Origin of the sequence: Pseudomonas sp. DP-17 (genome assembly GCF_022380625.1) — a bacterium.
Classification (GTDB): domain Bacteria; phylum Pseudomonadota; class Gammaproteobacteria; order Pseudomonadales; family Pseudomonadaceae; genus Pseudomonas; species Pseudomonas nitroreducens_A.
On record NZ_JAKSXG010000003.1, the window covers coordinates 322,403 to 347,910 of the forward strand.

Genomic DNA, 25,508 nt, shown 5'->3' on the forward strand with positions numbered 1-25,508 from the left:
TTCCCAACCCCGCCGGCCAGCGCCGGCGCGACGAGGTATTGCCCATGGAACCTATCGTCTTCCTCACACATGAGGAGATTTGCCAGCTCACCGGCGCCCGGACGAAGGCCGGCCAGGTGCGCGTCTTGAAGCAGAATGGGATCAAGCACACCATCAAGATGAACGGATGGCCCTGTGTGATCTCCGCCAACCTCCTGCCGACGAAAGGTCGCCAGGCCGAAGAACCTCAGAAATGGACGCCGCGGAAGGCCAGCTGATGGGAAGACGACCGAGGAAGCCGGGCGCGGTAACGCGCCTGCGCGAGCGAACCAAGCCTAGCGGCAAGACCTATTACTACTACGATGCCGGCGGCAAGCCTCGGAAAGAGGTGCCGCTGGGGTCCGACTACGGCCTGGCGATCATGAAGTACGCCGAGCTGGAGCGGGACCGGAACGCCGACAACCTGTCCGAGAAGGTCGTCACCCTCCGCTACGTCTCCACCCAGTACTTCCTCGACGTGGTACCGAAGAAGGCCCCCAGCACCCAGAAGAAGGATGCCCAGTACCTGGTCAAGCTGATGGAGTTCTTCGACGACCCGCCCGGTCCCCTGGACTCGATCGAGCCGCAGCACGTCTATCAGCACATGCGGTGGCGCAGCGACGCGCCGGTCAGCGCAAACCGCGAGAAGGCCCTGCTCAGCCACATGTGGAACTACGCGCGGAAGATGGGCTACACGATATTGGCCAACCCCTGCTCGGGGATCAGCGGCAATCCAGAGGCTGGCCGCGACGTCTACATCGAGGACGACCTGTACCTGCTCGTTTACCAGCAAGCAGAGATCGGTCTGCAGGAGGCGATGGATCTCGCTTACCTCACTGGCCAGCGGCCTGGAGACGTTTTGGCCATGGATGAGCGGGATATCCGCGACGGGTTGCTGCACGTCCGCCAAGGCAAGACGAAGGCGAAGCGCCGGATCGTGATTGAAGGTGAGCTCGCCGCCCTGCTCGACCGCATCAAGGCGCGGAAGGCCGGTTTGAAGGTCAGACCCACTCGTCTAATTGTTTCAGCGGACGGCCTAGTGATGAGCAAGCATATGCTCCGTGATCGCTTCGACCTGGCTCGGGAGCCGCTGGGGTAGAAAAAGCGGCGTTCCAGCTCCGCGATCTACGAGCGAAAGCCGGCAGCGACAAGTCGGAATCGACCGGTGACATCCTGAAAGTGAGGGATCAGCTGGGGCATACGACCGTGGCAATGACCGAGCACTACATCCGGAACCGGAGAGGCAAGAAGGTCACGCCGACGAAGTAATTGCGGACCGGAACCAGAATTGCGGACCGGAACAACAGGAGGAAGATGGAGCGCAACGGCCCGCAGACCGTTGATTTAGAAGTGGTGCCCGAAGCCGGACTCGAACCGGCACACCCAAAGGGCGAGAGATTTTAAGTCTCCTGCGTCTACCGATTTCGCCATTCGGGCGGTAGCGCTTTGCAACAGCGCCGGACTCTGGAAGCCCGGAAAGGGGTGGACTATATACAGCCCTATTCCCTCAGCGCAAGTTGCCGAAACTCGCAATCCCGGCGGAGGGCAATTAAAGAAAAAGCCCTGTAAATCTTCGATTTACAGGGCTTTTCTATTGGAGGCTGAGGTCGGAATCGAACCGGCGTTCACGGATTTGCAATCCGGTGCATAACCACTCTGCTACTCAGCCATGACACGGATGACTCAAAGCGAATCATCAAAATCTGGAGCGGGAAACGAGACTCGAACTCGCGACCCCGACCTTGGCAAGGTCGTGCTCTACCAACTGAGCTATTCCCGCGTTGTCGTGTTGACGGGCGCCATTCTAACGTTTCAGAAATGCCTGTCAACTCCTTGATTCAAAAATAGTTATTTCTCTTTCGGGGTCGTATTCAAGTGCGGCCAGGCAGCCAACAGATAGTGCAGCATCGACCACAAGGTAAGAATGGCAGCGACGATCAGAAGGGCATAGCCCACCAGGACCCAGAAGGTCATCAGCGGCGGATTGGCCAACAATATGACCAGCGCGAGCATCTGTGCCGCCGTCTTCCATTTGCCCAGGCTGGAAACAGCCACATGCGCCCGGGCTCCGATCTCGGCCATCCACTCACGCAGCGCCGACACCACAATCTCGCGGCCGATGATGATGGCGGCAGGCAGAGTCAGCCACAGGTTCGAGTGCTCCTCCACCAGCAGCACCAGTGCAGTGGCGACCATCAGCTTGTCCGCCACCGGATCGAGGAAAGCGCCAAAGGGCGTGCTCTGTCCCAATCGGCGCGCCAGGTAGCCATCCAGCCAGTCGGTAGCGGCGGCAAGAGCGAAGACCGCACTGGCAGCCAGATGACTGGCCGGGAACGGGAGATAGAACAGCAGGATGAAGATCGGAATGAGCAGAACGCGGAGCAGTGTAAGCAGGTTCGGGATATTCATCGGTCAGTAGGTCTGCGAGTTGAGCCGGCATTCTACTCGCTGTGCAGTGCAGCATAAATCTGCTCTGCCAGCTTTTTACTGATGCCGGGGGCCTTGGCGATTTCTTCGATACTGGCTCTGCCCAATTCCTGCAACCCGCCAAAATGCTTGAGCAGGTCGCGGCGGCGCTTGGGTCCGACGCCAGCGACTTCTTCCAGGGTTGAAGTGCGACGCGCCTTGCCCCGGCGGGCACGGTGCCCAGTGATGGCAAAGCGATGTGCCTCGTCGCGAATCTGCTGAATCAGATGCAAGGCCGGCGAGTCGGCGGGCAAGGTGAATTCGTGTTCGGCGTCATTGAGGTAAAGCGTCTCGAGGCCAGGCTTGCGAGTGACGCCCTTGGCGACACCGAGCAGCGTAAGTCCAACGACTGCCAGCTCCTGAAGCACTTCCTGGGCCATCGCGAGCTGCCCCTTGCCGCCATCCACCAGGAGAATATCGGGCATCTTGCCCTCACCTTCCTTCAGACGGCTGAAACGACGAGTCAGTGCCTGGTGCATGGCGGCGTAATCATCGCCACCGGTAATGCCCTCGATATTGAAGCGACGATAGTCCGACTTCAGGGCCCCCTCCGGCCCAAAGACCACGCAGGAAGCGACGGTCGCCTCGCCGCTGGAATGACTGATATCGAAGCATTCGAGGCGCTGCGGGGGCTCCGGCAGATCTAGCGCCTCGCCCAGCGCATCGAAGCGTGCCGCCATGTGTTGGCGGTTCGCGAGGCGCGCGGCCAGCGCCTGTTCGGCATTGGTAACCGCCAGTTGTTGCCAGCGTGCACGCGTGCCTCGCACTCGCGGGGTGATTTCCAGCAGGCGGCCACGGGACTCCTCGATGGCCGACGCGAGGACCGGGAAGTCTTCATGCACGGCGTTGACGATCAGCTCGTTCGGCAGATCGCGCTCGTGATGGCTGAGGTAATACTGCCCGAGGAAGGCCAGCAGGACGTCGCCCACCTCCTCCTCGATCGCCACCTGCGGGAAGAAGTTCTTGCTGCCCAGCACCCGACCGCCGCGCACGCTTATCAGATGCACACAGGCGCCGCCCGGGGTGACGATGGCCGCCACCACATCGACATTGCCCGTGCCGAACTCCATGCTCTGCTGGTCCTGCACTCGACGCAGAATCTGCACCTGGTCGCGCAACTCCGCCGCCTTCTCGAAGTCCAGGCGCATCGCCGCCTGCTCCATGCTGGTGGACAACTCTTCGGCAAGCACATTGCTTCGTCCTTCGAGAAACATGATCGAGTGGCGCACGTCTTCGGCGTATTCCTCCTCGCTCACCAACCCGACGCAAGGAGCCTTGCAACGCTTGATCTGGTATTGCAGGCACGGACGCGTGCGGTTGCGGTAGTAGCTGTCCTCGCATTGGCGCACGAAGAATGCCTTCTGCAGCAACGCAAGGCTTTCGCGAATGGCGCCGGCGCTCGGGTATGGGCCGAAGTAACGCCCTTTGGCCTTCTTGGCACCCCGGTGGATAGTCAGGCGCGGGAACGGGTCCTCGCTCGACAGGAAGACGTAGGGATACGACTTATCGTCGCGCAGGAGGATGTTGTAAGGCGGCCGCCATTCCTTGATCAGCGTCTGCTCGAGCAGCAGCGCCTCGGTCTCGTTGGCAGTAATGGTGGTCTCGACCTGGGCGATTTTCGCCACCAGGGCGGCCGTCTTGGGCGCCAGGCCGGATTTGCGGAAATAACTGGCGAGGCGCTTCTTGAGGTCCTTCGCCTTGCCGACGTATAGCAGCTTGGCCTCGGCGTCGAACATCCGGTAAACACCCGGCCGTCCGCTGCACGTCGCCAGGAAGGCCGCCGAATCGAACGCTTGCACCATGATCAGTTGCTGGCGTCGACCATGCCGTGCCGAACAGCCAGCAACGCCAGCTCTACGTCACTGGTGATCGAGAGTTTCTCGAAAATGCGGTAGCGGTAGGTATTCACGGTCTTGGGCGAGAGGCACAGCTTGTCTGAAATGCTCTGCACCTTGTGGCAGTTCGCGATCATCAGCGCGATCTGGATTTCACGCTCGGACAATGTATCGAACGGCGATGCGTTTCTTTCCGGCTCGAAGGATTTCAGCGCAAGGTTCTGTGCTATTTGCGGGCTGATATAGCGCTGGCCGGCAAACACCTGGCGAATGGCCTGGACCATCTCATCCAGAGCGGCGCCCTTGGTGAGGTAACCGGCCGCGCCCGCTTGCATCAGGCGGGTCGGGAAAGGGTCTTCCTCGCAAACCGTCACCACCACGACACGCACGTCGGGCTGGCTGCGCAGCAGCTTGCGAGTCGCTTCGAGACCGCCGATGCCTGGCATCTTCACATCCATCAGCACGACGTCAGGCTTGAGCTCGCGAGCCAGCTGCAGCCCTCGCTCGCCGGAGTCGGCCTGCCCGACGACCTGCAGGCCGTCGATGTCAGCCAGCATGCGGGTAATTCCGGTGCGCACCAGATCGTGATCATCGACCACCAGCACCTTAATCACGCAGCACCCCTTGAACAGAATGGAATGGCGAGCCCCGAAAAGAGACTCCGAACAATTGCCGAACCTTAACAGAAAGCGGCTCTACGACCTAGCTTGGAAGCGGTTCGCCAAAATGCAAGCGCCAGAGAAATGCAGCGCAGGTGGCATAAATGCTGACAGATGCTTTCCGGGCCGTCTAGGACGGCCGTACCGGGAATTCTTTACCAGGAAGGAACGATGGCAATACAGGTGGATCTCAGGCTTCGACGGCATCCAACAGGGCCCACGGCTTATAGCCTGCGGCCCGCGCTGCCTTTTCCGCTTCCAGGATCGCCTCGGTGCGGCTCAATGAGCGCGAACGATGCTCGAAGCGAAATGCGGGCCCGCTGTCTGCGCGCACACTGAGGACAATCAAGTAGCCCCGCATGGGGTTACTCGCTTCCCGAGTGGTTTTCACTTTCTTCGGAGCAACGCCCAGCGCTTCGCGCATCTGCCGCTCGAGATCTTCGACTTGGTTCATTCAGAGTTTTCCGAAGGGTGGTACTTGAAGTTTAACTGAGCGGATCGGCGTCCTACAGAAGCATCTATCAGGATGACCGACTTTTCTGACGCTCATCACTCAATCGCCGACCGGTGAGTTAAGAGTGACAAGCTGCAGGCGCGCCCAACAGCAATTGCCCATAAACGCGAAAGCCCCGCATGGCGGGGCTTTCAACGTTGTAATAGTGGCGGAAGCGTAGAGATTCGAACTCTAGGACAGTTGCCCGTCGACGGTTTTCAAGACCGTTGCCTTAAACCACTCGGCCACGCTTCCACATGAGCGGGCGGCAATATTACCGGATCGCAACACACTGTCAAACTCTGATGATTCAGCACCCTTTTTCGTCTGTTATGATTGGCGCCACTACGGTCATGGATCCGTATCCCGCTTAACAGGAGTGTCTCGACATGCAAGAACGGCAATATCTCGACTCCACAGCCGTGGAGCAGAAAGAGGTCAGCGGCGTCCTGCGCAATACCTACGGCCTGCTGGCCCTGACCCTGGCCTTCAGCGGCCTGGTGGCCTACGCCTCGCAGCAACTGCGCCTGCCCTACCTGGGCCCCATCGTTACTCTGCTCGGCTTCTACGGCCTGTTCTTCCTCACCGTGAAGCTGCGCAACAGCGGCTGGGGCCTGGTCAGCACCTTCGCCCTCACCGGCTTCATGGGCTACACCCTCGGCCCGATCCTGAACATGTACCTGGGCATGGCCAATGGGGCGAGCGTGATCTCGTCGGCCTTCTTCATGACCGCCCTGGTGTTCTTCGGCCTGTCCGCGTACGTGCTGACGACCCGCAAGGACATGAGCTTCCTGTCCGGCTTCATCACTGCGGGCTTCTTCGTGCTGCTGGGCGCCGTGCTGGTTTCGCTGTTCGTCCAGATCACTGGCCTGCAACTGGCCATCAGCGCCGGCTTCGTGCTGTTCTCCTCGGCGATGATCCTGTTCCAGACCAGCGCGATCATCCACGGCGGCGAGCGCAACTACATCATGGCCACCATCAGCCTGTACGTGTCGATCTACAACCTGTTCATCAGCCTGTTGCAGATCTTCGGCATCATGGGCAGCGACGACTGATCCTCACGCTCCAGGAAAAAGCCCGTCTCGACGGGCTTTTTTCATTTTTGGCGCGGCAAACATCCGCGTAGCGCCGTATCATTCAGCGAAAATTCGCCGATCAGGCCCGCTCCATGAAGTTCGTCATCGCCCTCTTCTCCCCGCCGCACTCGCCGGCAGCCCGACGAGCCCTGCGCTTTGCCGAGGCCGCATTGGCCGGCGGCCATGAAATTACCCGTCTGTTTTTCTATCAGGACGGCGTGCACAGCGCTTCGGCGAACGCCGTTGCCAGCCAGGATGAGCTGGACGTCGCCGCTGCGTGGACACGCTTTGTCGCCGATCACCGGCTGGACGGAGTGGTCTGCATTGCCGCCGCGCTGCGTCGGGGCGTGCTCAATCCAGAGGAAGCCAGCCGCTATTCCCGTCCTGCTGCAAACCTGCAGGCGCCCTGGGAGCTCTCCGGCCTCGGCCAGCTGCATGAAGCCGCGCAACTGGCGGACCGCCTGGTCTGCTTTGGAGGCAACTGATGGCCAAGTCACTCCTGATCATCAGCCGCCAAGCGCCCTGGGCCGGCCCCGCCGCCCGCGAGGCGCTGGATATTGCCCTGGCCGGCGGCGCCTTCGACCTGCCGATCTCCATGCTCTTCCTCGATGATGGCGTGTTCCAGCTTGCACCCGACCAACGCCCCAGCAGGGTCGAACAGAAAGACTTGCAGGCCAACCTGCAAGCGCTGCCACTGTTCGGCGTGGAAGCGCTCTATACCAGCAGCCGCAGCCTTGCCGAACGCGGGCTGGATGACGCCAGCCTGACACTGCCGGTCCGAGCGCTGGACGATGTCGCGCTGCGCAATCTGCTGCAGACCCACGAACAGGTGATCACGATCTGATGGCCATTCTCCACCTGCTCTCGCACTCCCCGTTCAATGACGGCCGGCTCGCCAGCTGCCTGCACCTGCTCGGGCCCGACGATGGCCTGCTGCTGACGGGCGACGCTGTCTACGCATTGCGCGACGGCACCGCACCCTGCCAGGCGCTGGAGCTGATGCCCTCGGCCAATGCGCTCTTCGCCCTGCTGGAAGACCTGCAGGCCCGCGGCATGGATGATGTGCCCGCCCGCGTCGTTGCTGTGGACTACCCAGGCTTCGTCGAACTCTGCACGCGCTTCGACAAGGTGAACGCCTGGCTATGAGCACCCTACTGGTCAACGGCCACTCCCTGCCGCTGGACAAGGACGGCTATCTGGTCGATCTCAATGACTGGAGCGATGCAGCTGCCGAAGCGCTGGCGCACAACGAGGGCCTGCACCTGACTCCAGAGCACTGGGAAATCCTCCTGCTGCTGCGCGAGTTCTACGGCGAGTTCCAGCTGTCGCCGGCCAATCGCCCGCTGATAAAGTACGTGGCCCAGAAGCTGGGCGCGGAAAAAGGCAGCAGCCTGCACCTCAACCTTCTGTTCAAAGGCACACCGGCCAAGCTTGCCGCCAAGCTAGCCGGCCTGCCGAAGCCGACCAATTGCCTATGACCGCCTCCCCGCTCGTCCTTCAGACACCCGCCGAACATCCCTTCGCCCAGTTCGTCCGCATCCTGGGCAAGGGTAAGCGCGGCGCCCGTGGCCTGACCCGGGAGGAAGCCCGCGAGGCACTGGGCATGATCCTCGACGAGAAGGTCGAGGAAGCCCAGCTCGGCGCCTTCCTGATGCTGCTGCGGCACAAGGAGGAAAGCGCCGAGGAGCTTGCCGGTTTCACCGAAGCCGTGCGCTGCCGCCTGGAGGTACCGAAGATCGCCGTGGACCTCGACTGGCCCAGCTACGCCGGCAAGAAGCGCCATCTGCCCTGGTACCTGCTGGCCGTAAAATGTCTGGGGGGCAGCGGCACTCGCATCCTCCTGCACGGCGGCGGCGCGCATACCGCTGGACGGGTTTATACCGAACAGCTTCTGGAGCTGCTTGGCCTGCCACTGTGTCGCAACTGGAACTCGGTCAGCGAAGCGCTGGATGCCAAGGGCATCGCCTTCGCTCCGCTGGTGGATTGGATGCCGCGCCTGCAGCGCATGATCGACCTGCGCAACACCCTGGGCCTGCGCTCCCCCATGCATTCGGCCGTGCGCTTGCTCAACCCCCTGGGCGCTAGCTGCGTGCTGCAGAGCATCTTCCATCCCGGCTATCAGGAAGTGCATCGCGAGGGCAGCCGCCTGCTCGGTGACTACGCCATCGTCATAAAGGGCGAAGGCGGCGAGATCGAGATGAACCCCGATGCCACCTCGCACCTTTACGGTTGCCGAGACGGCGAAGCCTGGGACGAAGAGTGGCCAGCGCTCTCGCCACTGCGCCATGTGAAGCCGGAAACGCTGGTTCCCACCCATCTTGCAGCCTTCTGGCGCGGCGAGACTGAGGACGAGTACGGGGAACTGGCGGTCCGAGCAACCATGGCACTCGCCCTGCGCGCCATGGGATTGAAGCGCGACGAAGCCTTCATCGAAGCCGATAGACGCTGGGCCGCACGAGACAGATCGATTTAGTCGATACTTGGAATCCTGTTTTTGCGCTAAACAATCGAGCCACAGCCTATAGACTGAACCCATCCACCCAGATTCAGGAGCAATGAGATGGGACAGTTGATCGATGGCCGCTGGCATGACCAGTGGTATGACACCAGCAAGGACGGCAGTTTTCAGCGCGAGAATGCGCAGCGCCGCAACTGGGTGACCGCCGACGGCCAACCCGGCCCGAGCGGCGAAGGCGGCTTCCGCGCCGAGGCCGGCCGTTATCACCTGTATGTCTCCCTGGCCTGTCCCTGGGCCCACCGCACACTGATCTATCGCCAGCTCAAGGGCCTTGAGTCAGTGATCGACGTTTCGGTCGTCAGCTGGCTGATGCTGGAAAACGGCTGGACCTTCGACAAGGCCCTCGGGTCGACGGGTGACAAGCTCGACGGCCTGGACTTCCTCCATCAGCGCTATACCAGGGACGATGCGAACTACACCGGCCGCGTCACCGTGCCGGTGCTATGGGACAAGCACGAGCAGCGCATCGTCAGTAACGAATCGGCGGAGATCATCCGCATGTTCAACGTGGCCTTCGACGGGATAACCGGCAATTCGCTTGACCTCTACCCGGCGCCTCTGCGGGCGCAGATCGACGAACTGAACGAACGCATCTACCCAGCCGTGAACAACGGCGTGTACCGCGCCGGCTTCGCCACGACACAGGACGCCTATGAAGAGGCGTTCCAGGCATTGTTCAACGAACTGGACTGGCTGGAAGAGCGCCTGGGCCAGCAGCGCTACCTGGCGGGCGAATACCTGACCGAAGCCGATGTGCGCCTGTTCACCACGCTGATTCGCTTCGATGCGGTGTACCACGGCCACTTCAAGTGCAACCTGCGCCGCCTGGCCGACTACCCGAACCTGTCCGGCTGGCTGCGCGAGCTGTATCAACTGGAGGGCATTGCCGGAACCGTGGACTTCCAGCACATCAAGAACCACTACTACGCCAGCCACCGCACCATCAACCCGACGGGTATAGTGCCGCTCGGCCCGCTGCAGGATTTCACCGGCCCGCACGGGCGCGAACATCTACCGGGCAAGGGTATTTTCCGTCAGGGCTAAGGCAGTTGCTCGTCAGCAGACCTGTAGGAGCGAGCTTGCTCGCGAACCTGGCATAAACCAGCGGCGCCAAGCGGTTCGCGAGCAAGCTCGCTCCTACATAAAAGCAAGCGGGGGTCAGATGGGCTTGTCGATACCGTCGTAGACCTTCTGCAGCGCGTCCAGGCGTTCCTGGTAGCGCCGCTTGAGGCAGGCCTTGTTGGCGCCGCAGGCGCGGCGTTGTTCCAGCCAGGCGAGCTGGGAGTCACCCAGGTTGCCGCGCATGCCCATGGCGAACAGGCCACGCAGCAGACGGTAGGTCGTCGCCACTTGCACATCCATCTCTGAAAGCTGGCGATCCGCACAGATGGTTTTCTCGTCGGCCTGTCTGGCCTTCTTGCAGTCGAAGCTGGCCGCCGAGGCCGGCGCGGTGAACCCCAAAGCACACGCTGCGCCCAGGATCACCACGCAAAGGGCTTTCACTGCTGCCCTTCGAACCACGCCAGCTTCTCGCGCAACTGCACCACTTCCCCCACAATCACCAGGGTCGGCGCATGCACTTCATGTTCGGCCACCAGCTCCGGCAGGTTGGCCAGGGTGCCAGTGAACACCCGCTGATGCACGGTGGTGCCCTGCTGTACGAGCGCGGCTGGCGTGTCGGCAGAACGGCCGTGACGCACCAGCTGTTCGCAGATGACCGGCAGGCCGACCAAGCCCATGTAGAACACCAGGGTCTGCCCAGGAGCGACCAGATCGTTCCACGGCAGGTCAGTGCTGCCGTCCTTCAGGTGTCCAGTCACGAAACGCACGGACTGCGCGTAATCACGGTGCGTCAGCGGAATACCGGCGTAGGCCGCGCAACCACTGGCTGCCGTGATACCCGGCACGACCTGGAACGGGATGCCGTTGGCAGCAAGCTCATCGATTTCCTCGCCTCCGCGACCGAAGATGAACGGATCGCCGCCCTTCAGCCGCAGCACGCGCTTGCCCTGCCGGGCCAGCTCGACCAGCTGGCGATTGATCTCGTCCTGCGGTACGGCGTGGTCCGCGCGACGCTTGCCGACGTAGAGCCTGTCTGCATCACGTCGACATAGCTCGAGGATCACCGGGGCAACGAGGCGATCGTAAAGCACCACATCGGCCTGCTGCATCAGGCGCAGGGCGCGGAAGGTCAGCAGATCAGGGTCGCCCGGACCGGCGCCGACCAGATAGACCTCTCCGCGAGACTCGGCCTGCGGCGATTCCAGTTTGCCCGCCAGCAGACGCTCGGCCTCGCTCGGCTGGCCGGCAAGCATGCGCTCGGCGACCGGGCCCTGAAACACTTCCTCCCAGAACTTGCGACGTTGCTGCAGGTCCGGCAGGCGCTGCTTCACACGCTCGCGGAAGCGACTGGCGAGGCCGGCCAGTTGGCCATAGGTCGCCGGAATCCAGGTTTCCAGCTTGGCGCGCAGCAGGCGTGCCAGCACCGGCGCGTCGCCGCCGCTGGAAACCGCCACCACCAGCGGCGAACGATCGACGATGGCCGGGAAAATCACGCTGCACAGAGCCGGCGCGTCGACCACATTGACCGGCACGCCACGCTCGTTGGCGTCCCGGGACACCTGGGCGTTGAGCGGCTCATCATCGGTGGCGGCGATGACCAGCACGCAATCCTGCAGGTCGCCCCGGGCGTAGGGGCGCAGGAGCAGTTCGCCTGCGCCCTCCTCGATCAGCTCGCGCAGCTCCGAATGCACTTCAGGCGCCACGACCCGCAGCACCGCGCCGGCATCGCTCAACAGGCGCGCCTTGCGCAGTGCGACATCACCGCCGCCGACCAGTAGCGCGCGACGTCCGCGCAGGATGTGGAACAGCGGCAGGAAGTCCATCTCAGCCGATCACCTCGATGCCCGCCATGTACGGCTTGAGCACTTCCGGTACGCGGATCGAGCCGTCGGCCTGCTGGTAGTTCTCCAGCACGGCGACCAGGGTACGACCTACGGCCAGGCCCGAGCCGTTGAGGGTGTGGACCAGCTCCGGCTTGCCGGTTTCCGGGTTGCGGTAGCGCGCCTGCATGCGGCGGGCCTGGAAGTCACCGCAGTTGGAGCAGGACGAAATCTCGCGGTACTTGTCCTGGCTCGGCACCCAGACTTCGAGGTCATAGGTCTTGGCGGCACCGAAGCCCATGTCGCCGGTGCACAGCGCCAACGCGCGGTACGGCAGCTCCAGGGCCTGGAGAACCTTCTCGGCGTTGCCAACCAGGCTTTCCAGGGCTTCCCAGGATTTGGACGGCTCAACGATCTGCACCATCTCGACCTTGTCGAACTGGTGCTGGCGGATCATGCCGCGGGTGTCGCGGCCCGACGCGCCGGCTTCGCTGCGGAAGCAGGGAGTGTGGGCGACGAACTTCAGCGGCAGTTCCTTCGCATCGAGGATCTGCCCGGCAACGATGTTGGTCAGCGAGACTTCCGCAGTCGGGATCAGGTACAGATCAGCTTCGTCTTCGCGCTGGATCTTGAACAGGTCTTCCTCGAACTTCGGCAGCTGGCCGGTGCCCCGCAGCGCCGGAGCCTGCACCAGGTAAGGGGTGTAGGCCTCTTCGTAGCCGTGCTCGCGGGTATGCAGGTCGATCATGAACTGCGCCAGGGCGCGGTGCAGGCGGGCAATCGGGCCGCGCATCAGGGCAAAGCGCGCGCCAGACAGCCGCGCGGCGGTCTCGAAGTCCAGCCAGCCGTGCTGTTCGCCCAGAGCAACGTGGTCCTTGATCTCGAAATCGAAGGTGCGCGGGGTACCCCAGCGGCGGACTTCGACGTTGTCTTCTTCATCAGCTCCCACCGGCACGGATTCGTGCGGCAGGTTCGGGATGTTCAGCAGCAGGTTGTCCAGTTCGGCCTGGATGACGTCCAGTTCGCGCTTGCCCGCTTCCAGCTCCTCAGCCATGCGGTTGACCTCGGCCTTCAGCGGCGCGACATCCTCGCCGTTCTTCATGGCCTGGCCGATGGCCTTGGAGCGCGAATTGCGCTCGGCCTGCAGGGTCTCGGTGCGGGTCTGCACGGACTTGCGCTGGCTCTCCAGCGCTTCGATGCGCGCTACATCCAGGGTGAAGCCACGGGTGGCCAGGCGTTCGGCCACTTCCTGCGGCTGGGTACGGACCAGTTTGGAATCGAGCATGGTGTCTTCTCGTGTCTAGTGTCAGGCGGCGCTCGCGGGCGCCACTTCAGGATTTTCTGCGACGGCGGGAACTGGCCTTGTCGAGGCTGGCCAGGTGGCGCAGCTTTTCGCCGATCTTCAGTTCGAGCCCGCGCGGCACGGGTTGGTAATACTGGCGCGGTTCCATGGACTCGGGGAAGTAGTCTTCTCCGGCCGCATAGGCATCCGGCTCATCGTGGGCATAACGGTATTCGTCGCCATAACCCAGGTTCTTCATCAGCTTGGTCGGTGCATTGCGCAGATGCAGCGGCACTTCCAGCGAACCGCTCTCTGCCACGTCGCGGCGCGCCGTGTTGTAGGCGTTGTAGACGGCATTGCTCTTCGGCGCGCAGGCCAGGTAAACAATAGCCTGCGCAATCGCCAGCTCACCTTCCGGACTGCCGAGGCGCTCCTGCACATCCCAGGCGTGCAGGCACAGGGTCAGGGCGCGGGGATCGGCATTGCCGATGTCCTCGCTGGCCATGCGCACCACGCGGCGGGCGATATAGAGCGGATCGCAACCGCCATCGAGCATGCGCGCATACCAGTACAGCGCGCCATCGGGGCTGGAACCGCGCACCGACTTATGCAGCGCACTGATCTGGTCGTAGAAGGCCTCGCCACCCTTGTCGAAGCGACGACGCGAATCACCCAGCAGGTTCTGCAGCAGCTCGGCGCTGATCTTGCCGTTGTCCTCGGCCAGGTCCGAGGCATTCTCCAGCAGGTTGAGCAGGCGCCGGCCATCACCATCGGCGGCGGCCATGAGGATGGCGAAACTATCATCCGGCAGGCTCAGATTACGCTTGCCCAAGCCCTTCTCTTCGGTCAGCGCACGCTCCACCAACCGGCGCAGGGCGGCCTCGTCCAGGCTTTTCAGCACATAGACGCGGGCGCGGGAAAGTAGCGCGTTGTTCAGTTCGAACGAGGGGTTCTCGGTGGTCGCACCGATGAAGATCAGCGTGCCGTCTTCGACATAGGGCAGGAAGGCATCCTGCTGGCTCTTGTTGAAGCGGTGCACTTCGTCGACAAAGAGGATGGTGCGGCGGCCGTACTGCGCGGCGTGCTGCTTGGCCACTTCCACCGACTGGCGGATTTCCTTGACGCCCGAGAGCACCGCCGAGATGGTCTCGAAATGCGCGTCGGTGACCTGGGCCAGTAGCTTCGCCAGGGTGGTCTTGCCGACACCCGGCGGCCCCCAGAAGATCATCGAGTGCAGTGCCCCCTGCTCCAGCGCCTCGCGCAGCGGTTTACCGCGGGCAAGCAGATGCTCCTGGCCGACGTACTCGTCCAGGCTGCTCGCGCGCAGGCGCGCGGCCAGGGGCTGGGAAACGGGGGCGGAGCGGAACAGGTCCACGAGTCTTACCTATCGATCAAGCCGGCGCGAGGCCGGTCATTCCTGGATAACGTCGACGCCTTTGGGTACGTCGAAGACGAACTGCTTGGCATCCATGGCCTGGTTCATCTTCACGTCGAAGAACAGGATATTGGTGCGCTGGCCGACGCTGTCGATCAGTTGCATGTCATTCACCACGCCACTGCGGAAGGAAATCCGCAAGCTGTCGAACAGGGTGTCCTTGGACTTCGGCTTCAGGGTGAAGTCGACTACATTGCCACCGTCCTTGGCGGTGATGTCGAAGCTCTGGCCGATCTTCGACACATCGCCGGAGAGCAGCAGCGCCGGGGTCTGGGTCAGACGCTGGTCGAGCTTCTGAATGGTCACCTGCTCCAGGTCCGGGTCGTACAGCCAGATCTTCTCGCCATTGGAGATCAGCAGCTGCTCATTGGGCGCATCGGTGTGCCAGCGGAACAGGCCGGGGCGCTTGAGCCCCAGGTTGCCGGCCGTTTCCTGCAGGCGGGTTCCGCTGCCGTCCAGGGTCAGCTGGGAGAAGCGCGCGGTCATGGTCTGGGCTTGGGTGAGCATCCCGCTCAGGCGCTGCGCAGCGGCCTCGTCGGCATGGGCCTGAACGCCGGCGGCAGCCAGCGCAGCAACGAACAACAGGCGGATCAGACGCATCGAAATCCTCGAAGTCGAATCAATCACGGATCGGGGCCGGCGCGATGACTTCGCGCGAGCCATTGGTATTCATCGCGGTAACCACGCCGGCCATTTCCATCGCCTCGATCATCCGTGCGGCGCGGTTGTAGCCGATCTTCAGCTTGCGCTGCACGGCAGAGATGGAAGCCCGGCGGCTTTCGGTCACGAAGCGCACGGCCTCGTCGTAGAGCGGATCGTCCTCGCTGCCCTCGCCGCCTTCGCCGCCCCCGCCACCTTCGAACGAACCGCCACCACCTTCATCGGCACCGGCGAGAATGTCCTCGATGTAATTCGGCGCGCCGCGCAGCTTCCACGCCTCGACGACGCGGTGCACCTCGTCATCGGAGACGAAGGCGCCATGGACGCGGATCGGCAGGCCGGTGCCCGGCGGCAGGTAGAGCATGTCGCCGTGGCCCAGCAGCTGCTCGGCGCCGCCCTGGTCCAGGATGGTGCGCGAGTCGATCTTGCTCGAGACCTGGAACGCGATACGGGTCGGGATGTTCGCCTTGATCAGGCCGGTGATCACGTCCACCGACGGACGCTGGGTCGCCAGGATCAGGTGGATGCCCGCCGCGCGTGCCTTCTGGGCGATACGGGCGATCAGTTCTTCCACCTTCTTGCCGACGATCATCATCATGTCGGCGAATTCGTCGACCACTACCACGATGGTCGGCAGGGTCTGCAGCAGCGGCGCCTCGTCCTCCATGCTCTCGCGGCGGTACAGCGGGTCGGTCAGCGGCGTGCCGGCCTCTTCCGCGTCCTTGACCTTGCGGTTGAAGCCGGCGAGGTTACGCACGCCCATGGCCGCCATCAGCTTGTAGCGCCGCTCCATCTCGGCGACGCTCCAGCGCAGCGCGTTGGCGGCCTCCTTCATGTCGGTGACCACCGGGCAGAGCAGGTGCGGAATGCCTTCGTAGATCGACAGCTCCAGCATCTTCGGGTCAATCATGATCAAGCGCGCCTCTTCGGGCGTGGACTTGAACAGGATCGACAGCAGCATGGCGTTCACGCCCACCGACTTACCGGAACCGGTGGTACCGGCCACCAGCAGGTGCGGCATCTTCGCAAGGTCAGTGATGATCGGATTGCCGCCAATGTCGTGCCCCAGAGCCAGCGGCACGGTGGACTTGTGCTCGTCATACTCGGGCGTCATCAGCACTTCGGAGAAGCGCACCATCTGCCGGTCTTCGTTGGGAATCTCGATGCCGACGGTAGTCTTGCCGGGAATGACTTCCACCACGCGCACGCTGATCACCGCCAGCGAACGCGCCAGGTCCTTGGCCAGGTTGGAGATGCGGCTGACCTTCACGCCGGCGGCCGGCTGGATTTCGAATCGGGTGATCACCGGGCCCGGATGCACGGACTCGACTATGACTTCGACACCGAACTCCTTGAGCTTGATCTCCAGCAGACGCGACATCGCCTCCAGGGATTCCGGCGAGTAGCTCTGCTTCTTTTCCGACGCCGGGTCGAGGATCGACAGCGGCGGCAACGTACCTTCCACTGCGGTATCGACGAACAGCGGCGCCTGTTTCTCTTTCAGCACGCGCTTGCTCGGCTCGACCGGTTTGCTGGGCGGCGGCGGGACATCAATCTTCGGCGCCACACGCTTTTCGCGCTCCTGCACGCTCTTGACCAGCGCTTCCTCGCGCTCGATCAGGCGCTCCTTGACCTTGGCCTGCTCTCGGCGGTCCGCAACGATGGGCGCGGCAACTTCGGCCACGCGCTCGTCGACCTCGCGCAATTGGGCAACAAGTTGCTTGTGCTCGCTGCGGGCGCTCCACCAGCGATTGGTGGCGTTGTGGATCAGTTCGAAGAGGTCGAGGGTAATCTTGCCGGTGACGTCCATCACCTTGAACCAGGACAGATCGGCGAACACCGTCATGCCGAACAGGAACAACGCCAGGAACAGCAGCGTGCTGCCCTGCACGTTCAGCGCATTGACGCCCAGTTGCCCCAGGCTCTCGCCCAGCGCGCCGCCAGCCGTAGCCGGCATATGGGCACCGCTGGTATGGAAATGTATGTAGGCCAGCGCGGAGCCGGACAGCACCAGGAACACCAGGCCGATCAAGCGCCAGGAGAACAGCCAGCCGTTCCATTCCCAGGGCATGTGGCGCTTGCGGAAGACCTGGTAGGTCTTCACGGCCAGCAGCAGCGGGAACAGGTAGGCGAAATAGCCCAGCACCATGAACAGGATGTCAGCGCTCAGCGCGCCCAGGCGGCCGGCCGCATTCTGCACCTGTTCGACGTGACTGGAATGGCTCCAGCCCGGATCGGCGGAATCGTAGGTGAGCAGCGCCATCCACAGGTAAAGGCAGAGCGCGCCGAGCGCGATCAGGGCCCCTTCCTTCAGACGGTAATGCAGTTGCTGGCGCCAGGCGGCGGCGTGGCTTGCTGTGGTGTCCTTCAAAACGCTTCTATTCCTGCGCTATACGCGCGTCCGAGAGTCGTTGGACCGCGAAATGGGCCCATTGTACGGCTTTGGCCGGCCGATGCCAGCGACCCCAGGTGTGCCCGACTGCGCTTTTGCCGGCTTTCCGGGGTTCGGTGTAGCATAGCCCAACACCGTTTTTCGGCTGCTCAATTGGAGCATGCATTCTCTTACGTGACAAAGGCTTATGGAGTCTTTTTATGAGTGAAGTCAAGCATTCGCGCCTGATCATCCTGGGCTCCGGCCCCGCGGGCTACACCGCGGCCGTGTACGCCGCGCGCGCCAACCTCAAGCCTGTTGTCATCACCGGCATCCAGCCCGGCGGCCAGCTGACCACCACCACCGAGGTCGACAACTGGCCCGGCGACGTCGAGGGCCTGACCGGCCCCGCCCTGATGCAGCGCATGGAACAGCACGCCAAGCGTTTCGATACCGAGATCGTCTACGACCACATCCACACCGCCGAGTTGCAGCAGAAGCCCTTCACCCTCAAGGGCGACAGCGGCACCTACACCTGCGATGCGCTGATCATCGCCACCGGGGCCTCGGCCCAGTATCTGGGCATGTCTTCGGAAGAGGCCTTCATGGGCAAGGGCGTTTCCGCCTGCGCGACCTGCGATGGCTTCTTCTACCGCAACCAGGTGGTCTGCGTGGTCGGCGGCGGCAACACCGCCGTGGAAGAGGCACTTTACCTGTCCAACATCGCCAAGGAAGTCCACCTGATCCACCGCCGCGACAAACTGCGCTCGGAGAAGATCCTGCAGGACAAACTGTTCGAAAAAGCCAAGAACGGCAACGTACGCCTGCACTGGAATACCACCCTCGACGAAGTCCTGGGCGACAACATGGGTGTCGTCGGCGTCCGCCTGAAGGACGTCGACAGCGGCGAAACCCGCCAACTGGACCTGTCCGGCGTGTTCATCGCCATTGGCCACAAGCCCAACACCGACCTGTTCAAGGGCCAATTGGAAATGCATGACGGCTACCTGAAGGTCAAGGGCGGCGCTGAAGGCAATGCGACCCTGACCAGCATCGACGGCGTGTTCGCTGCCGGCGACGTGGCCGACCATGTCTACCGCCAGGCGATCACCTCAGCCGGCGCCGGCTGCATGGCCGCGCTGGATGCCGAAAAGTTCCTCGACGACAACTGATCGGCGCAAGGGGAGGTTCGCCCTCCCCTCCTCCCTATGCTCAAGTGGCTTTCCCGCAGCAATTTCGACTTCCCGCCCCTCGACAAGGCCCTGCATGAGCCCAACGGCCTGCTGGCGGCCGGCGGAGACCTTAACCCGCAGCGCCTGATCCAGGCCTACCGCCACGGGTGCTTCCCCTGGTACCAGGATGGCCAGCCAATACTCTGGTGGTCGCCTGATCCGCGCACCGTGCTGTTTCCCGAAGAACTGCATGTTTCTCGCAGCCTCGCCAAGTTCATCCGCCAGCAGCACTACCAGATCACCATCGACCAGGCCTTCGAGCAGGTCATCCACGGTTGCGCCGGGCCGCGCGATTATGCGGATGGCACCTGGATTACCACGCCGATGCAGGACGCCTATTGCCAACTGCACCGCCTGGGCGTCGCCCATTCGGCCGAAGCCTGGCAAGGCGATGTGCTGGTCGGCGGGCTTTACGGGCTGGCCATTGGTCGCCTGTTCTTTGGCGAATCCATGTTCAGCCGCGCCGACAATGCCTCCAAAGTTGCCTTCGTCACCCTGGTGCAGCGCCTGAAGGCCGCCGGTTTCGTGATGATCGACTGCCAGATGCCGACCCAGCACCTGCACAGCTTCGGCGCCCGCGCTATTTCCCGCGGCGAATTCGCCAGCTTCCTGCGCCGTCATCTCGACGAAACACCGTCAGAGGACTGGACTTCGCAGGCATACCCGCTCAGCCTGTCTTAAACTTGCCTGAGGGAACTCGCAGGGGTTGATGATGACCGAGCTCGCCCGCCTGAAGTTTTACGCCACACAACCGCATCCATGCAGCTATCTGCCCGAAGAGCAGGCGACCACGCTGTTCCTCGACCCCAGCCAGCCCATGGACGCGCAGTTGTATGCCTCGCTGTCAGAGGTCGGCTTCCGGCGCAGCGGCGAGCACCTTTACCGCCCCCATTGCCAGCATTGCACCGCGTGCATCCCGGCGCGCATTCCCGCTGCCGGCTTCCAGCCGAACCGCCAGCAGAAACGCATCATCAAGCGCAACGCTGACCTGGAAGTCATCCGCAAGCGCCCCGCCTTCACCGAGGAGTACTACGCCCTGTACATGCGCTACATCGAGCAGCGCCATGCCGACGGGGACATGTACCCGCCCAGCCGCGATCAGTTCGCCACCTTCCTGGTCCGCGACCTGCCGTTCAGCTGCTTCTTCGAGTTCCGCCTGCAAGGTCGTCTACTCGCCGTCGCTGTGACCGACGTCCTGCCCAACGGCCTTTCCGCGGTCTATACCTTCTACGATCCGGACGAGGAGCGCCGCAGCCTGGGACGCTTTGCCATTCTCTGGCAGATTGGCGAGACCGAGCGCCTGAGCCTCCACGCCGTCTACCTGGGCTACTGGATCAAGAATTGCCGGAAGATGAACTACAAGACCCAGTACCGCCCGATCGAGCTGTTCGTGAACCAGCGCTGGGTGGCGTTGAACTGACGCAAAAACACCCATTGGCGTTGTGGGGCGATTTCAGGCACAATGTGTGCCTTTTTTAATGCCCTGAAACTTCAGGCAACCATAGATACCGAGGGTTCTACTGCATGTCGAAAGAAGACAGCTTCGAAATGGAAGGCACTGTCGTCGACACCCTGCCCAACACCATGTTCCGCGTGGAGTTGGAGAACGGGCACGTCGTTACCGCGCACATCTCCGGGAAGATGCGCAAGAATTACATCCGCATCCTGACCGGCGACAAAGTTCGCGTTGAACTGACGCCCTACGACCTGTCCAAGGGTCGCATCACCTACCGCGCTCGCTGAGCGACGGCAGGTGCCGGCAAGAAGCCGGCACACAGAAAAACGCCCGGCATTGCCGGGCGTTTTCGTTTGCGCCTGATTGCAGCGTCAGGCCGGCTCTGCGGCAATTACCTCGAACTCGAAGGCCAGTTCGCCATCCTTCAGGTCCACATGGGCCACACCGCCGTGCTCGGCCAGTTCGCCGAACAGGATCTCCTCGGCCAACGGCCGCTTGATCTTGTCCTGGATCAGCCGCGCCATCGGGCGAGCCCCCATCTGCGGGTCGTAGCCCTTGTCCGCCAGCCAGCCGCGCGCCGCATCGCTGACCTCGACCTGCACGTGCTTGTCCTCCAACTGCGCCTGCAGCTCGGTGAGGAACTTGTCGACGATGCTCTTGATGGTCTCGTGACTCAGGCGGCCGAACTGGATGATGGTATCCAGGCGGTTACGGAACTCCGGCGTGAAGCTCTTCTTGATCACTTCCATCGCATCGGTGGAGTGGTCCTGCTGCGTGAAGCCGATGGAGGCCCGCGCCGCGGTTTCCGCGCCAGCGTTGGTGGTCATGATCAGGATGACGTTACGGAAGTCCGCCTTGCGCCCGTTGTTGTCGGTCAGGGTGCCGTGGTCCATCACCTGCAGCAGCAGGTTGAAGACTTCCGGGTGCGCCTTCTCGATCTCATCCAGCAGCAGCACGCAATGCGGCGTCTTGGTGATGGCTTCGGTGAGCAGGCCGCCCTGGTCGAAACCGACGTAGCCCGGAGGCGCACCGATCAGACGGGACACGGTATGCCGCTCCATGTACTCGGACATGTCGAAGCGCACCAGCTCCACGCCAAGCGCCTTGGCCAGCTGGCGAGCCACCTCGGTCTTACCCACCCCGGTCGGACCGGAGAACAGGAAGGAGCCGACAGGCTTGTCCGGCGACTTGAGACCGGCGCGTGACAGCTTGATGGCAGTGGACAGCGACTCGATGGCCGCCGCTTGGCCGAACACGGTCAGCTTCAGGTCGCGCTCGAGGTTGCGCAGAAGCTCCTTGTCAGAACTGGAGACGTGCTTGGGCGGAATCCGCGCGATCTTCGCGACGATATCCTCGACCTGCGGCACTTCAATGCGCTTGACGCGCTTCTCTTCCGGCTGCAGGCGCTGGTAGGCGCCCGCCTCGTCGATCACGTCGATGGCCTTGTCCGGCATGTGCCGGTCATTGATGTAGCGCGCAGCCAGCTCGGCGGCGGCGCGCAGCGCCTCATCGCTGTACTCGATGTGGTGATGCTGCTCGAAACGCGGCTTCAGGCCCTTCAGGATGCCGAAGGTGTCCTCGACGGACGGCTCGGTGACGTCGACCTTCTGGAAGCGACGAGCCAGCGCGCGATCCTTTTCGAAAATGCCGCGGAATTCCTGGAAGGTGGTCGAGCCGATGCAGCGGATCTCGCCGGACGACAGCAGCGGCTTCAGCAGGTTGGAAGCGTCCATCACGCCGCCCGATGCCGCGCCGGCGCCGATGATAGTGTGGATTTCGTCGATGAACAGCACCGCGTGCGGACGTTTGCGCAACTCGTTGAGCAGCGCCTTGAAGCGCTTCTCGAAGTCGCCACGGTACTTGGTGCCCGCCAGCAGCGCTCCCAGGTCAAGGGAGTAGACGACGCTGTCGGACAGCAAGTCCGGGACCTGACCGTCGACGATGCGCTTGGCCAGCCCTTCGGCGATGGCGGTCTTGCCAACACCAGCCTCACCCACCAGCAGCGGGTTGTTCTTGCGGCGACGGGCGAGAATCTGCGCGACGCGCTCGACTTCCGACTCACGGCCGACCAGCGGGTCGATTCTGCCCTGGCGCGCCAGGTCATTCAGGTTGCTGGCATAGGCATCCAGCGGATGGCTGGAAGTGGAAGACTCGCCGCCCTCCTCATCCTGCATTTCCTGATCGCTGTCCGTATGTTCGGCATGGCCCGGCACCTTGGAGATGCCATGGGCGATGTAATTGACCACGTCGATCCGCGCGACGCTCTGCTGCTTGAGCAGGAACACCGCCTGGCTTTCCTGCTCGCTGAAGATGGCGACCAGTACGTTGGCGCCGGTGACTTCGCGCTTGCCGGAACTCTGCACGTGGAACACCGCACGTTGCAGGACACGCTGGAAGCCCAGGGTTGGCTGGGTTTCGCGGTCCTCATCGTGCTGGGGAATCAGCGGCGTTGTGGAATCGATGAACTCCTGCAGGTCTCGCCGCAACTTGTCCAGATTCGCACCGCACGCCTTCAGAACCGTTGCGGCAGCCTCATTATCCAGAAGCGCCAACAGCAAGTGCTCAACGGTCATGAACTCATGCCGCTTCGCCCGCGCCTCCTTGAAGGCGAGATTGAGGGTGACTTCGAGCTCTCGATTCAACATGACTTCACCTCGCTCCCAAACATCCGCATCAACCTTCTATCTCAATTTCGCACAACAGTGGATGTTGGCTCTCCCTCGCATATTGATTGACCTGCATGGCTTTGGTTTCCGCAACATCTCGGGTAAAGGTCCCGCAGTGCGCCTTGCCCTGGGTATGCACGGTCAACATGACCTTGGTTGCCTGCTCGCGGTTCATGTTGAAGTACAACTCGAGCACCTCAACCACGAAATCCATCGGGGTGTAATCATCGTTGAACATGATGACCCGATACATCGATGGCGCCTTCAGGGCAGGCTTGGCTTCTTCAACCGCCAGCCCCGCCCCGTCGTCTTCCAATGGATCCGGGCGGTCCTGATTGAATGTTAGTCGAATCTGGCTACTTGCATGCATGCTGGAATAAAAGCTTTGCGAGTGGGTGAATGAGTGGGCCGGCCGGAGGTTGAAACGCTTCTCAGGCCCAGACGACGCCGCCTTGACTAACGGCAAAAGGGTGTTACAACCAAAGGATACCCCCCCGGAGGGTATCAGGAGTTCCGGACGCCAGTCTTCAGGAAAAGGCATAGCGGAATAGTAGTGGATGATACTCCAGCGATGGAGTCCTTTGCAGAGGGATATCAGCATGCTCAGCGGTAAGGTCAAGTGGTTCAACAACGCCAAGGGCTACGGTTTCATCCTGGCTGATGGCCGAGATGAGGACCTGTTTGCTCACTACTCGGCAATCCAGATGGATGGCTACAAGACTCTCAAGGCCGGCCAACCCGTCAGTTTCGAGATCCTGCAAGGTCCGAAGGGGTTGCATGCGGTGAACATCCAGCCCGTCAACGCCAATGCATCCACCCCGCCCGCACAAGCTGCCCCGAGCAGCGAGGTGGAGAACCTCACGGCGGAAGCCTGATTCGTCACGGATCAGACGAAACGAAAAAGGCCGGCAGCAAGCCGGCCTTTTTCATCGGTGACGAATCACCCGGTTACATCTTGGCGATGATTGCGTCGCCGAATTCCGAGCAGGACAGCAGTTTGGCACCGTCCATCAGTCGCTCGAAGTCATAAGTGACGGTCTTGGCCGCGATGGCGCCGTTCACGCCAGCAATGATCAAGTCGGCCGCTTCCGGCCAGCCCATATGGCGCAGCATCATCTCGGCCGACAGGATCACCGACCCCGGATTGACCTTGTCCAGCCCGGCGTACTTGGGTGCGGTGCCGTGGGTCGCCTCGAACATGGCGACGGAATCGGAAAGGTTGGCGCCCGGCGCGATGCCGATGCCGCCTACCTCTGCTGCGAGTGCGTCAGACAGGTAATCGCCGTTCAGGTTGAGGGTGGCGATCACATCGTACTCGGCCGGGCGCAGCAGGATCTGCTGCAGCATGGCATCGGCGATTACGTCCTTCACCACGATATTCTTGCCGGTAGCCGGGTTCTTGAATTGCATCCACGGGCCGCCGTCGAGCAGCTGGGCGCCGAACTCGTCACGGGCCACTTCGTAACCCCAGTCCTTGAACGCACCCTCGGTGAATTTCATGATGTTGCCCTTGTGGACTATGGTGACCGAGCTGCGGTCATTGTCCACGGCGTATTGCAGGGCCTTGCGCACCAGGCGCTTGGTGCCCTCCTGGGAAACCGGCTTGATGCCGATGCCACAGTCGTTGGTGAAACGGATCTTCTTGACGCCCATTTCCTCGGTGAGGAACTTGATGATCTTCTGCGCCTCGGGGGAACCGGCCTTCCACTCGACGCCGGCATAGATGTCTTCCGAGTTCTCGCGGAAGATCACCATGTCCACGTCTCCCGGCTTCTTCACCGGGCTCGGGACACCCTCGAACCAGCGTACAGGACGCAGGCAGACATACAGGTCGAGCTGCTGGCGAAGGGCCACGTTCAGGGAGCGGATACCACCGCCCACCGGAGTGGTCAGCGGGCCCTTGATCGAAACGACATAATCGCGGACAGCATCCAGGGTTTCCTGGGGCAGCCAGGTATCCTGGTCATAGACCTGGGTGGCTTTCTCGCCGGCATAGACTTCCATCCATGCGATCTTTCGGTCGCCCTTGTAGGCTTTCTCGACGGCAGCGTCGACGACCTTGATCATGACCGGGCTGATATCCACACCAATGCCATCCCCCTCGATGAAGGGGATGATCGGGTTCTTCGGTACATTCAAGGACATATCGGCGTTGACGGTGATTTTGTCACCGGCCGGCACCTGGATCTTTTGGTATCCCATGCTGAACTCCGCTTTTTTGGTTGAAACCCTCTTGCAGCCACTGAGGGTAGCTCACAAGTCGATGATCGAACCACATCATTCCTTAGTCTAAAAAAGGGACGCGCTTCACCCTGCCTTTAGGGTGGTATACTGGCCGGCATGACTTAATGGTCATCGAGGTCCGAGCAGTCTGGGACCAGACTCTCTCCTCGCAGCGGCGCACGTCCCCACCAGGATCCCGCCGTACAACGCTCTACTGGCGCCCCAATATCCCCGCG

General features: G+C 62.4%; 27 protein-coding genes and 4 tRNA genes. 14 read left to right on the plus strand and 17 right to left on the minus strand.

The annotated features are described in order from the left end of the window. The first annotated feature begins 44 nt into the window (after positions 1-44). Positions 45-257 carry a DUF4224 domain-containing protein gene (locus MJ122_RS08830; protein WP_170860091.1) on the plus strand — a complete coding sequence of 71 codons (213 nt, stop codon included), beginning with the start codon at positions 45-47 and terminating at the stop codon, positions 255-257. Further along, positions 233-1,117 carry an integrase gene (locus MJ122_RS08835; RefSeq protein WP_345772976.1) on the plus strand — a complete coding sequence of 295 codons (885 nt, stop codon included), beginning with the start codon at positions 233-235 and terminating at the stop codon, positions 1,115-1,117. Before MJ122_RS08830 ends, MJ122_RS08835 begins: the two co-directional genes overlap by 25 nt. A gap of 252 nt (positions 1,118-1,369) precedes the next feature. Here the strand turns inward: MJ122_RS08835 and MJ122_RS08840 are convergent. The 8 genes from MJ122_RS08840 to MJ122_RS08875 form a co-directional block, all read right to left on the minus strand. Next, a tRNA-Leu gene (locus MJ122_RS08840) sits at positions 1,370-1,455 on the minus strand. A 158-nt stretch (positions 1,456-1,613) separates the two neighbouring features. Beyond that, positions 1,614-1,687: transfer RNA gene (locus MJ122_RS08845), tRNA-Cys, on the minus strand. Positions 1,688-1,722: 35 nt separating this feature from the next. After that, positions 1,723-1,798 (minus strand) — tRNA-Gly (locus MJ122_RS08850). 68 nt (positions 1,799-1,866) lie between these two features. Further along, positions 1,867-2,427, minus strand: coding sequence for a CDP-diacylglycerol--glycerol-3-phosphate 3-phosphatidyltransferase (gene pgsA / locus MJ122_RS08855; protein ID WP_017517073.1), 561 nt, complete (start codon positions 2,425-2,427; stop codon positions 1,867-1,869). A 32-nt stretch (positions 2,428-2,459) separates the two neighbouring features. After that, complete coding sequence (gene uvrC / locus MJ122_RS08860) at positions 2,460-4,286, minus strand: excinuclease ABC subunit UvrC (RefSeq protein ID WP_088421516.1); 1,827 nt, start codon at positions 4,284-4,286, stop codon at positions 2,460-2,462. 2 nt (positions 4,287-4,288) lie between these two features. Then, positions 4,289-4,933, minus strand: a complete 645-nt coding sequence (uvrY, locus tag MJ122_RS08865) for a UvrY/SirA/GacA family response regulator transcription factor (RefSeq protein WP_017517075.1) — start codon at positions 4,931-4,933, stop codon at positions 4,289-4,291. Positions 4,934-5,168: 235 nt separating this feature from the next. Continuing rightward, positions 5,169-5,432, minus strand: a complete 264-nt coding sequence (locus MJ122_RS08870) for a hypothetical protein (RefSeq protein ID WP_239743795.1) — start codon at positions 5,430-5,432, stop codon at positions 5,169-5,171. Between the two features lie 206 nt (positions 5,433-5,638). Next, positions 5,639-5,726 (minus strand) — tRNA-Ser (locus MJ122_RS08875). A gap of 134 nt (positions 5,727-5,860) precedes the next feature. Between MJ122_RS08875 and MJ122_RS08880 the strand changes: the two genes are divergently transcribed. The 7 genes from MJ122_RS08880 (at position 5,861) to MJ122_RS08910 (ending at position 10,109) form a co-directional block, all read left to right on the plus strand. Continuing rightward, positions 5,861-6,526, plus strand: coding sequence for a Bax inhibitor-1/YccA family protein (locus MJ122_RS08880; protein ID WP_239743796.1), 666 nt, complete (start codon positions 5,861-5,863; stop codon positions 6,524-6,526). 113 nt (positions 6,527-6,639) lie between these two features. Next, positions 6,640-7,032: a sulfurtransferase complex subunit TusD gene (tusD, locus tag MJ122_RS08885; RefSeq protein ID WP_239743798.1), complete on the plus strand. Its 393-nt coding sequence runs from the start codon at positions 6,640-6,642 to the stop codon at positions 7,030-7,032. Further along, positions 7,032-7,391, plus strand: a complete 360-nt coding sequence (tusC, locus tag MJ122_RS08890; protein WP_239743800.1) for a sulfurtransferase complex subunit TusC — start codon at positions 7,032-7,034, stop codon at positions 7,389-7,391. Before tusD ends, tusC begins: the two co-directional genes overlap by 1 nt. Beyond that, entirely contained in the window at positions 7,388-7,693 is a 306-nt protein-coding gene (gene tusB, locus MJ122_RS08895) for a sulfurtransferase complex subunit TusB (protein ID WP_085988836.1), read from the plus strand. Before tusC ends, tusB begins: the two co-directional genes overlap by 4 nt. Next, the gene (locus tag MJ122_RS08900; protein ID WP_088421513.1) at positions 7,690-8,025 is read left to right on the plus strand and encodes a TusE/DsrC/DsvC family sulfur relay protein; all 336 of its coding nucleotides are present in this window, start codon (positions 7,690-7,692) and stop codon (positions 8,023-8,025) included. The genes tusB and MJ122_RS08900 overlap by 4 nt, the downstream gene beginning before the upstream one ends. Beyond that, positions 8,022-9,020 carry a glycosyl transferase family protein gene (locus tag MJ122_RS08905; protein ID WP_239743802.1) on the plus strand — a complete coding sequence of 333 codons (999 nt, stop codon included), beginning with the start codon at positions 8,022-8,024 and terminating at the stop codon, positions 9,018-9,020. Before MJ122_RS08900 ends, MJ122_RS08905 begins: the two co-directional genes overlap by 4 nt. Positions 9,021-9,107: 87 nt before the next feature. Next, positions 9,108-10,109 (plus strand): glutathione S-transferase family protein, encoded by a 1,002-nt coding sequence (locus MJ122_RS08910; RefSeq protein WP_239743804.1) that lies wholly within the window; start codon positions 9,108-9,110, stop codon positions 10,107-10,109. 114 nt (positions 10,110-10,223) lie between these two features. Here the strand turns inward: MJ122_RS08910 and MJ122_RS08915 are convergent, their stop codons facing one another. Genes MJ122_RS08915 through ftsK form a run of 6 tightly spaced genes read right to left on the minus strand, consistent with a single transcriptional unit; the run spans position 10,224 to position 17,695 of the window. Further along, positions 10,224-10,568, minus strand: a complete 345-nt coding sequence (locus tag MJ122_RS08915) for a lysozyme inhibitor LprI family protein (protein ID WP_239743806.1) — start codon at positions 10,566-10,568, stop codon at positions 10,224-10,226. After that, complete coding sequence (cysG, locus tag MJ122_RS08920; RefSeq protein ID WP_239743808.1) at positions 10,565-11,950, minus strand: siroheme synthase CysG; 1,386 nt, start codon at positions 11,948-11,950, stop codon at positions 10,565-10,567. Before cysG ends, MJ122_RS08915 begins: the two co-directional genes overlap by 4 nt. A gap of 1 nt (position 11,951) precedes the next feature. Next, the gene (gene serS / locus MJ122_RS08925) at positions 11,952-13,232 is read right to left on the minus strand and encodes a serine--tRNA ligase (RefSeq protein ID WP_239743809.1); all 1,281 of its coding nucleotides are present in this window, start codon (positions 13,230-13,232) and stop codon (positions 11,952-11,954) included. A 46-nt stretch (positions 13,233-13,278) separates the two neighbouring features. Continuing rightward, positions 13,279-14,604 carry a replication-associated recombination protein A gene (locus tag MJ122_RS08930; RefSeq protein WP_239743811.1) on the minus strand — a complete coding sequence of 442 codons (1,326 nt, stop codon included), beginning with the start codon at positions 14,602-14,604 and terminating at the stop codon, positions 13,279-13,281. 36 nt (positions 14,605-14,640) lie between these two features. After that, on the minus strand, positions 14,641-15,264 hold the full coding sequence (gene lolA, locus MJ122_RS08935; protein WP_239743813.1) for an outer membrane lipoprotein chaperone LolA: 624 nt from the start codon (positions 15,262-15,264) through the stop codon (positions 14,641-14,643). A 19-nt stretch (positions 15,265-15,283) separates the two neighbouring features. Beyond that, positions 15,284-17,695 carry a DNA translocase FtsK gene (ftsK, locus tag MJ122_RS08940; protein ID WP_017517089.1) on the minus strand — a complete coding sequence of 804 codons (2,412 nt, stop codon included), beginning with the start codon at positions 17,693-17,695 and terminating at the stop codon, positions 15,284-15,286. A gap of 221 nt (positions 17,696-17,916) precedes the next feature. On the opposite strand from ftsK, the gene trxB reads away from it, so the two are divergent. From trxB to infA, 4 genes are all read left to right on the plus strand, one after another. Next, positions 17,917-18,867, plus strand: coding sequence for a thioredoxin-disulfide reductase (trxB, locus tag MJ122_RS08945; protein WP_088421506.1), 951 nt, complete (start codon positions 17,917-17,919; stop codon positions 18,865-18,867). Positions 18,868-18,903: 36 nt separating this feature from the next. Next, entirely contained in the window at positions 18,904-19,608 is a 705-nt protein-coding gene (gene aat / locus MJ122_RS08950) for a leucyl/phenylalanyl-tRNA--protein transferase (RefSeq protein ID WP_088421505.1), read from the plus strand. Between the two features lie 31 nt (positions 19,609-19,639). Next, on the plus strand, positions 19,640-20,347 hold the full coding sequence (locus MJ122_RS08955; protein ID WP_026078806.1) for an arginyltransferase: 708 nt from the start codon (positions 19,640-19,642) through the stop codon (positions 20,345-20,347). 104 nt (positions 20,348-20,451) lie between these two features. Beyond that, positions 20,452-20,670 (plus strand): translation initiation factor IF-1, encoded by a 219-nt coding sequence (gene infA / locus MJ122_RS08960; RefSeq protein WP_002553999.1) that lies wholly within the window; start codon positions 20,452-20,454, stop codon positions 20,668-20,670. An 84-nt stretch (positions 20,671-20,754) separates the two neighbouring features. Here the strand turns inward: infA and clpA are convergent, their stop codons facing one another. Then, positions 20,755-23,028: an ATP-dependent Clp protease ATP-binding subunit ClpA gene (clpA, locus tag MJ122_RS08965; RefSeq protein WP_088421504.1), complete on the minus strand. Its 2,274-nt coding sequence runs from the start codon at positions 23,026-23,028 to the stop codon at positions 20,755-20,757. 28 nt (positions 23,029-23,056) lie between these two features. Next, entirely contained in the window at positions 23,057-23,419 is a 363-nt protein-coding gene (gene clpS, locus MJ122_RS08970) for an ATP-dependent Clp protease adapter ClpS (protein ID WP_026078807.1), read from the minus strand. A 229-nt stretch (positions 23,420-23,648) separates the two neighbouring features. On the opposite strand from clpS, the gene cspD reads away from it, so the two are divergent. Next, positions 23,649-23,924 carry a cold shock domain-containing protein CspD gene (gene cspD, locus MJ122_RS08975; protein WP_017517095.1) on the plus strand — a complete coding sequence of 92 codons (276 nt, stop codon included), beginning with the start codon at positions 23,649-23,651 and terminating at the stop codon, positions 23,922-23,924. Positions 23,925-23,997: 73 nt separating this feature from the next. On the opposite strand, the gene icd is transcribed toward cspD, so the two are convergent. Then, entirely contained in the window at positions 23,998-25,251 is a 1,254-nt protein-coding gene (icd, locus tag MJ122_RS08980; protein WP_088421503.1) for an NADP-dependent isocitrate dehydrogenase, read from the minus strand. Positions 25,252-25,508: the final 257 nt, after the last annotated feature.

Excerpts from the sequence above, each read along its gene's own strand:
- tusC (WP_239743800.1), top strand. The coding sequence starts at position 7,032 with ATGGCCAAGTCACTCCTGATCATCAGCCGCCAAGCGCCCTGGGCCGGC.
- pgsA (WP_017517073.1), bottom strand. The coding sequence starts at position 2,427 with ATGAATATCCCGAACCTGCTTACACTGCTCCGCGTTCTGCTCATTCCG.
- MJ122_RS08880 (WP_239743796.1), top strand. The coding sequence starts at position 5,861 with ATGCAAGAACGGCAATATCTCGACTCCACAGCCGTGGAGCAGAAAGAG.
- clpS (WP_026078807.1), bottom strand. The coding sequence starts at position 23,419 with ATGCATGCAAGTAGCCAGATTCGACTAACATTCAATCAGGACCGCCCG.
- MJ122_RS08830 (WP_170860091.1), top strand. The coding sequence starts at position 45 with ATGGAACCTATCGTCTTCCTCACACATGAGGAGATTTGCCAGCTCACC.
- MJ122_RS08905 (WP_239743802.1), top strand. The coding sequence starts at position 8,022 with ATGACCGCCTCCCCGCTCGTCCTTCAGACACCCGCCGAACATCCCTTC.
- MJ122_RS08955 (WP_026078806.1), top strand. The coding sequence starts at position 19,640 with ATGACCGAGCTCGCCCGCCTGAAGTTTTACGCCACACAACCGCATCCA.
- MJ122_RS08870 (WP_239743795.1), bottom strand. The coding sequence starts at position 5,432 with ATGAACCAAGTCGAAGATCTCGAGCGGCAGATGCGCGAAGCGCTGGGC.
- tusD (WP_239743798.1), top strand. The coding sequence starts at position 6,640 with ATGAAGTTCGTCATCGCCCTCTTCTCCCCGCCGCACTCGCCGGCAGCC.
- trxB (WP_088421506.1), top strand. The coding sequence starts at position 17,917 with ATGAGTGAAGTCAAGCATTCGCGCCTGATCATCCTGGGCTCCGGCCCC.
- lolA (WP_239743813.1), bottom strand. The coding sequence starts at position 15,264 with ATGCGTCTGATCCGCCTGTTGTTCGTTGCTGCGCTGGCTGCCGCCGGC.
- serS (WP_239743809.1), bottom strand. The coding sequence starts at position 13,232 with ATGCTCGATTCCAAACTGGTCCGTACCCAGCCGCAGGAAGTGGCCGAA.
- aat (WP_088421505.1), top strand. The coding sequence starts at position 18,904 with ATGCTCAAGTGGCTTTCCCGCAGCAATTTCGACTTCCCGCCCCTCGAC.
- cysG (WP_239743808.1), bottom strand. The coding sequence starts at position 11,950 with ATGGACTTCCTGCCGCTGTTCCACATCCTGCGCGGACGTCGCGCGCTA.
- infA (WP_002553999.1), top strand. The coding sequence starts at position 20,452 with ATGTCGAAAGAAGACAGCTTCGAAATGGAAGGCACTGTCGTCGACACC.
- clpA (WP_088421504.1), bottom strand. The coding sequence starts at position 23,028 with ATGTTGAATCGAGAGCTCGAAGTCACCCTCAATCTCGCCTTCAAGGAG.
- icd (WP_088421503.1), bottom strand. The coding sequence starts at position 25,251 with ATGGGATACCAAAAGATCCAGGTGCCGGCCGGTGACAAAATCACCGTC.
- MJ122_RS08900 (WP_088421513.1), top strand. The coding sequence starts at position 7,690 with ATGAGCACCCTACTGGTCAACGGCCACTCCCTGCCGCTGGACAAGGAC.
- uvrC (WP_088421516.1), bottom strand. The coding sequence starts at position 4,286 with ATGGTGCAAGCGTTCGATTCGGCGGCCTTCCTGGCGACGTGCAGCGGA.
- MJ122_RS08835 (WP_345772976.1), top strand. The coding sequence starts at position 233 with ATGGACGCCGCGGAAGGCCAGCTGATGGGAAGACGACCGAGGAAGCCG.
- cspD (WP_017517095.1), top strand. The coding sequence starts at position 23,649 with ATGCTCAGCGGTAAGGTCAAGTGGTTCAACAACGCCAAGGGCTACGGT.
- MJ122_RS08910 (WP_239743804.1), top strand. The coding sequence starts at position 9,108 with ATGGGACAGTTGATCGATGGCCGCTGGCATGACCAGTGGTATGACACC.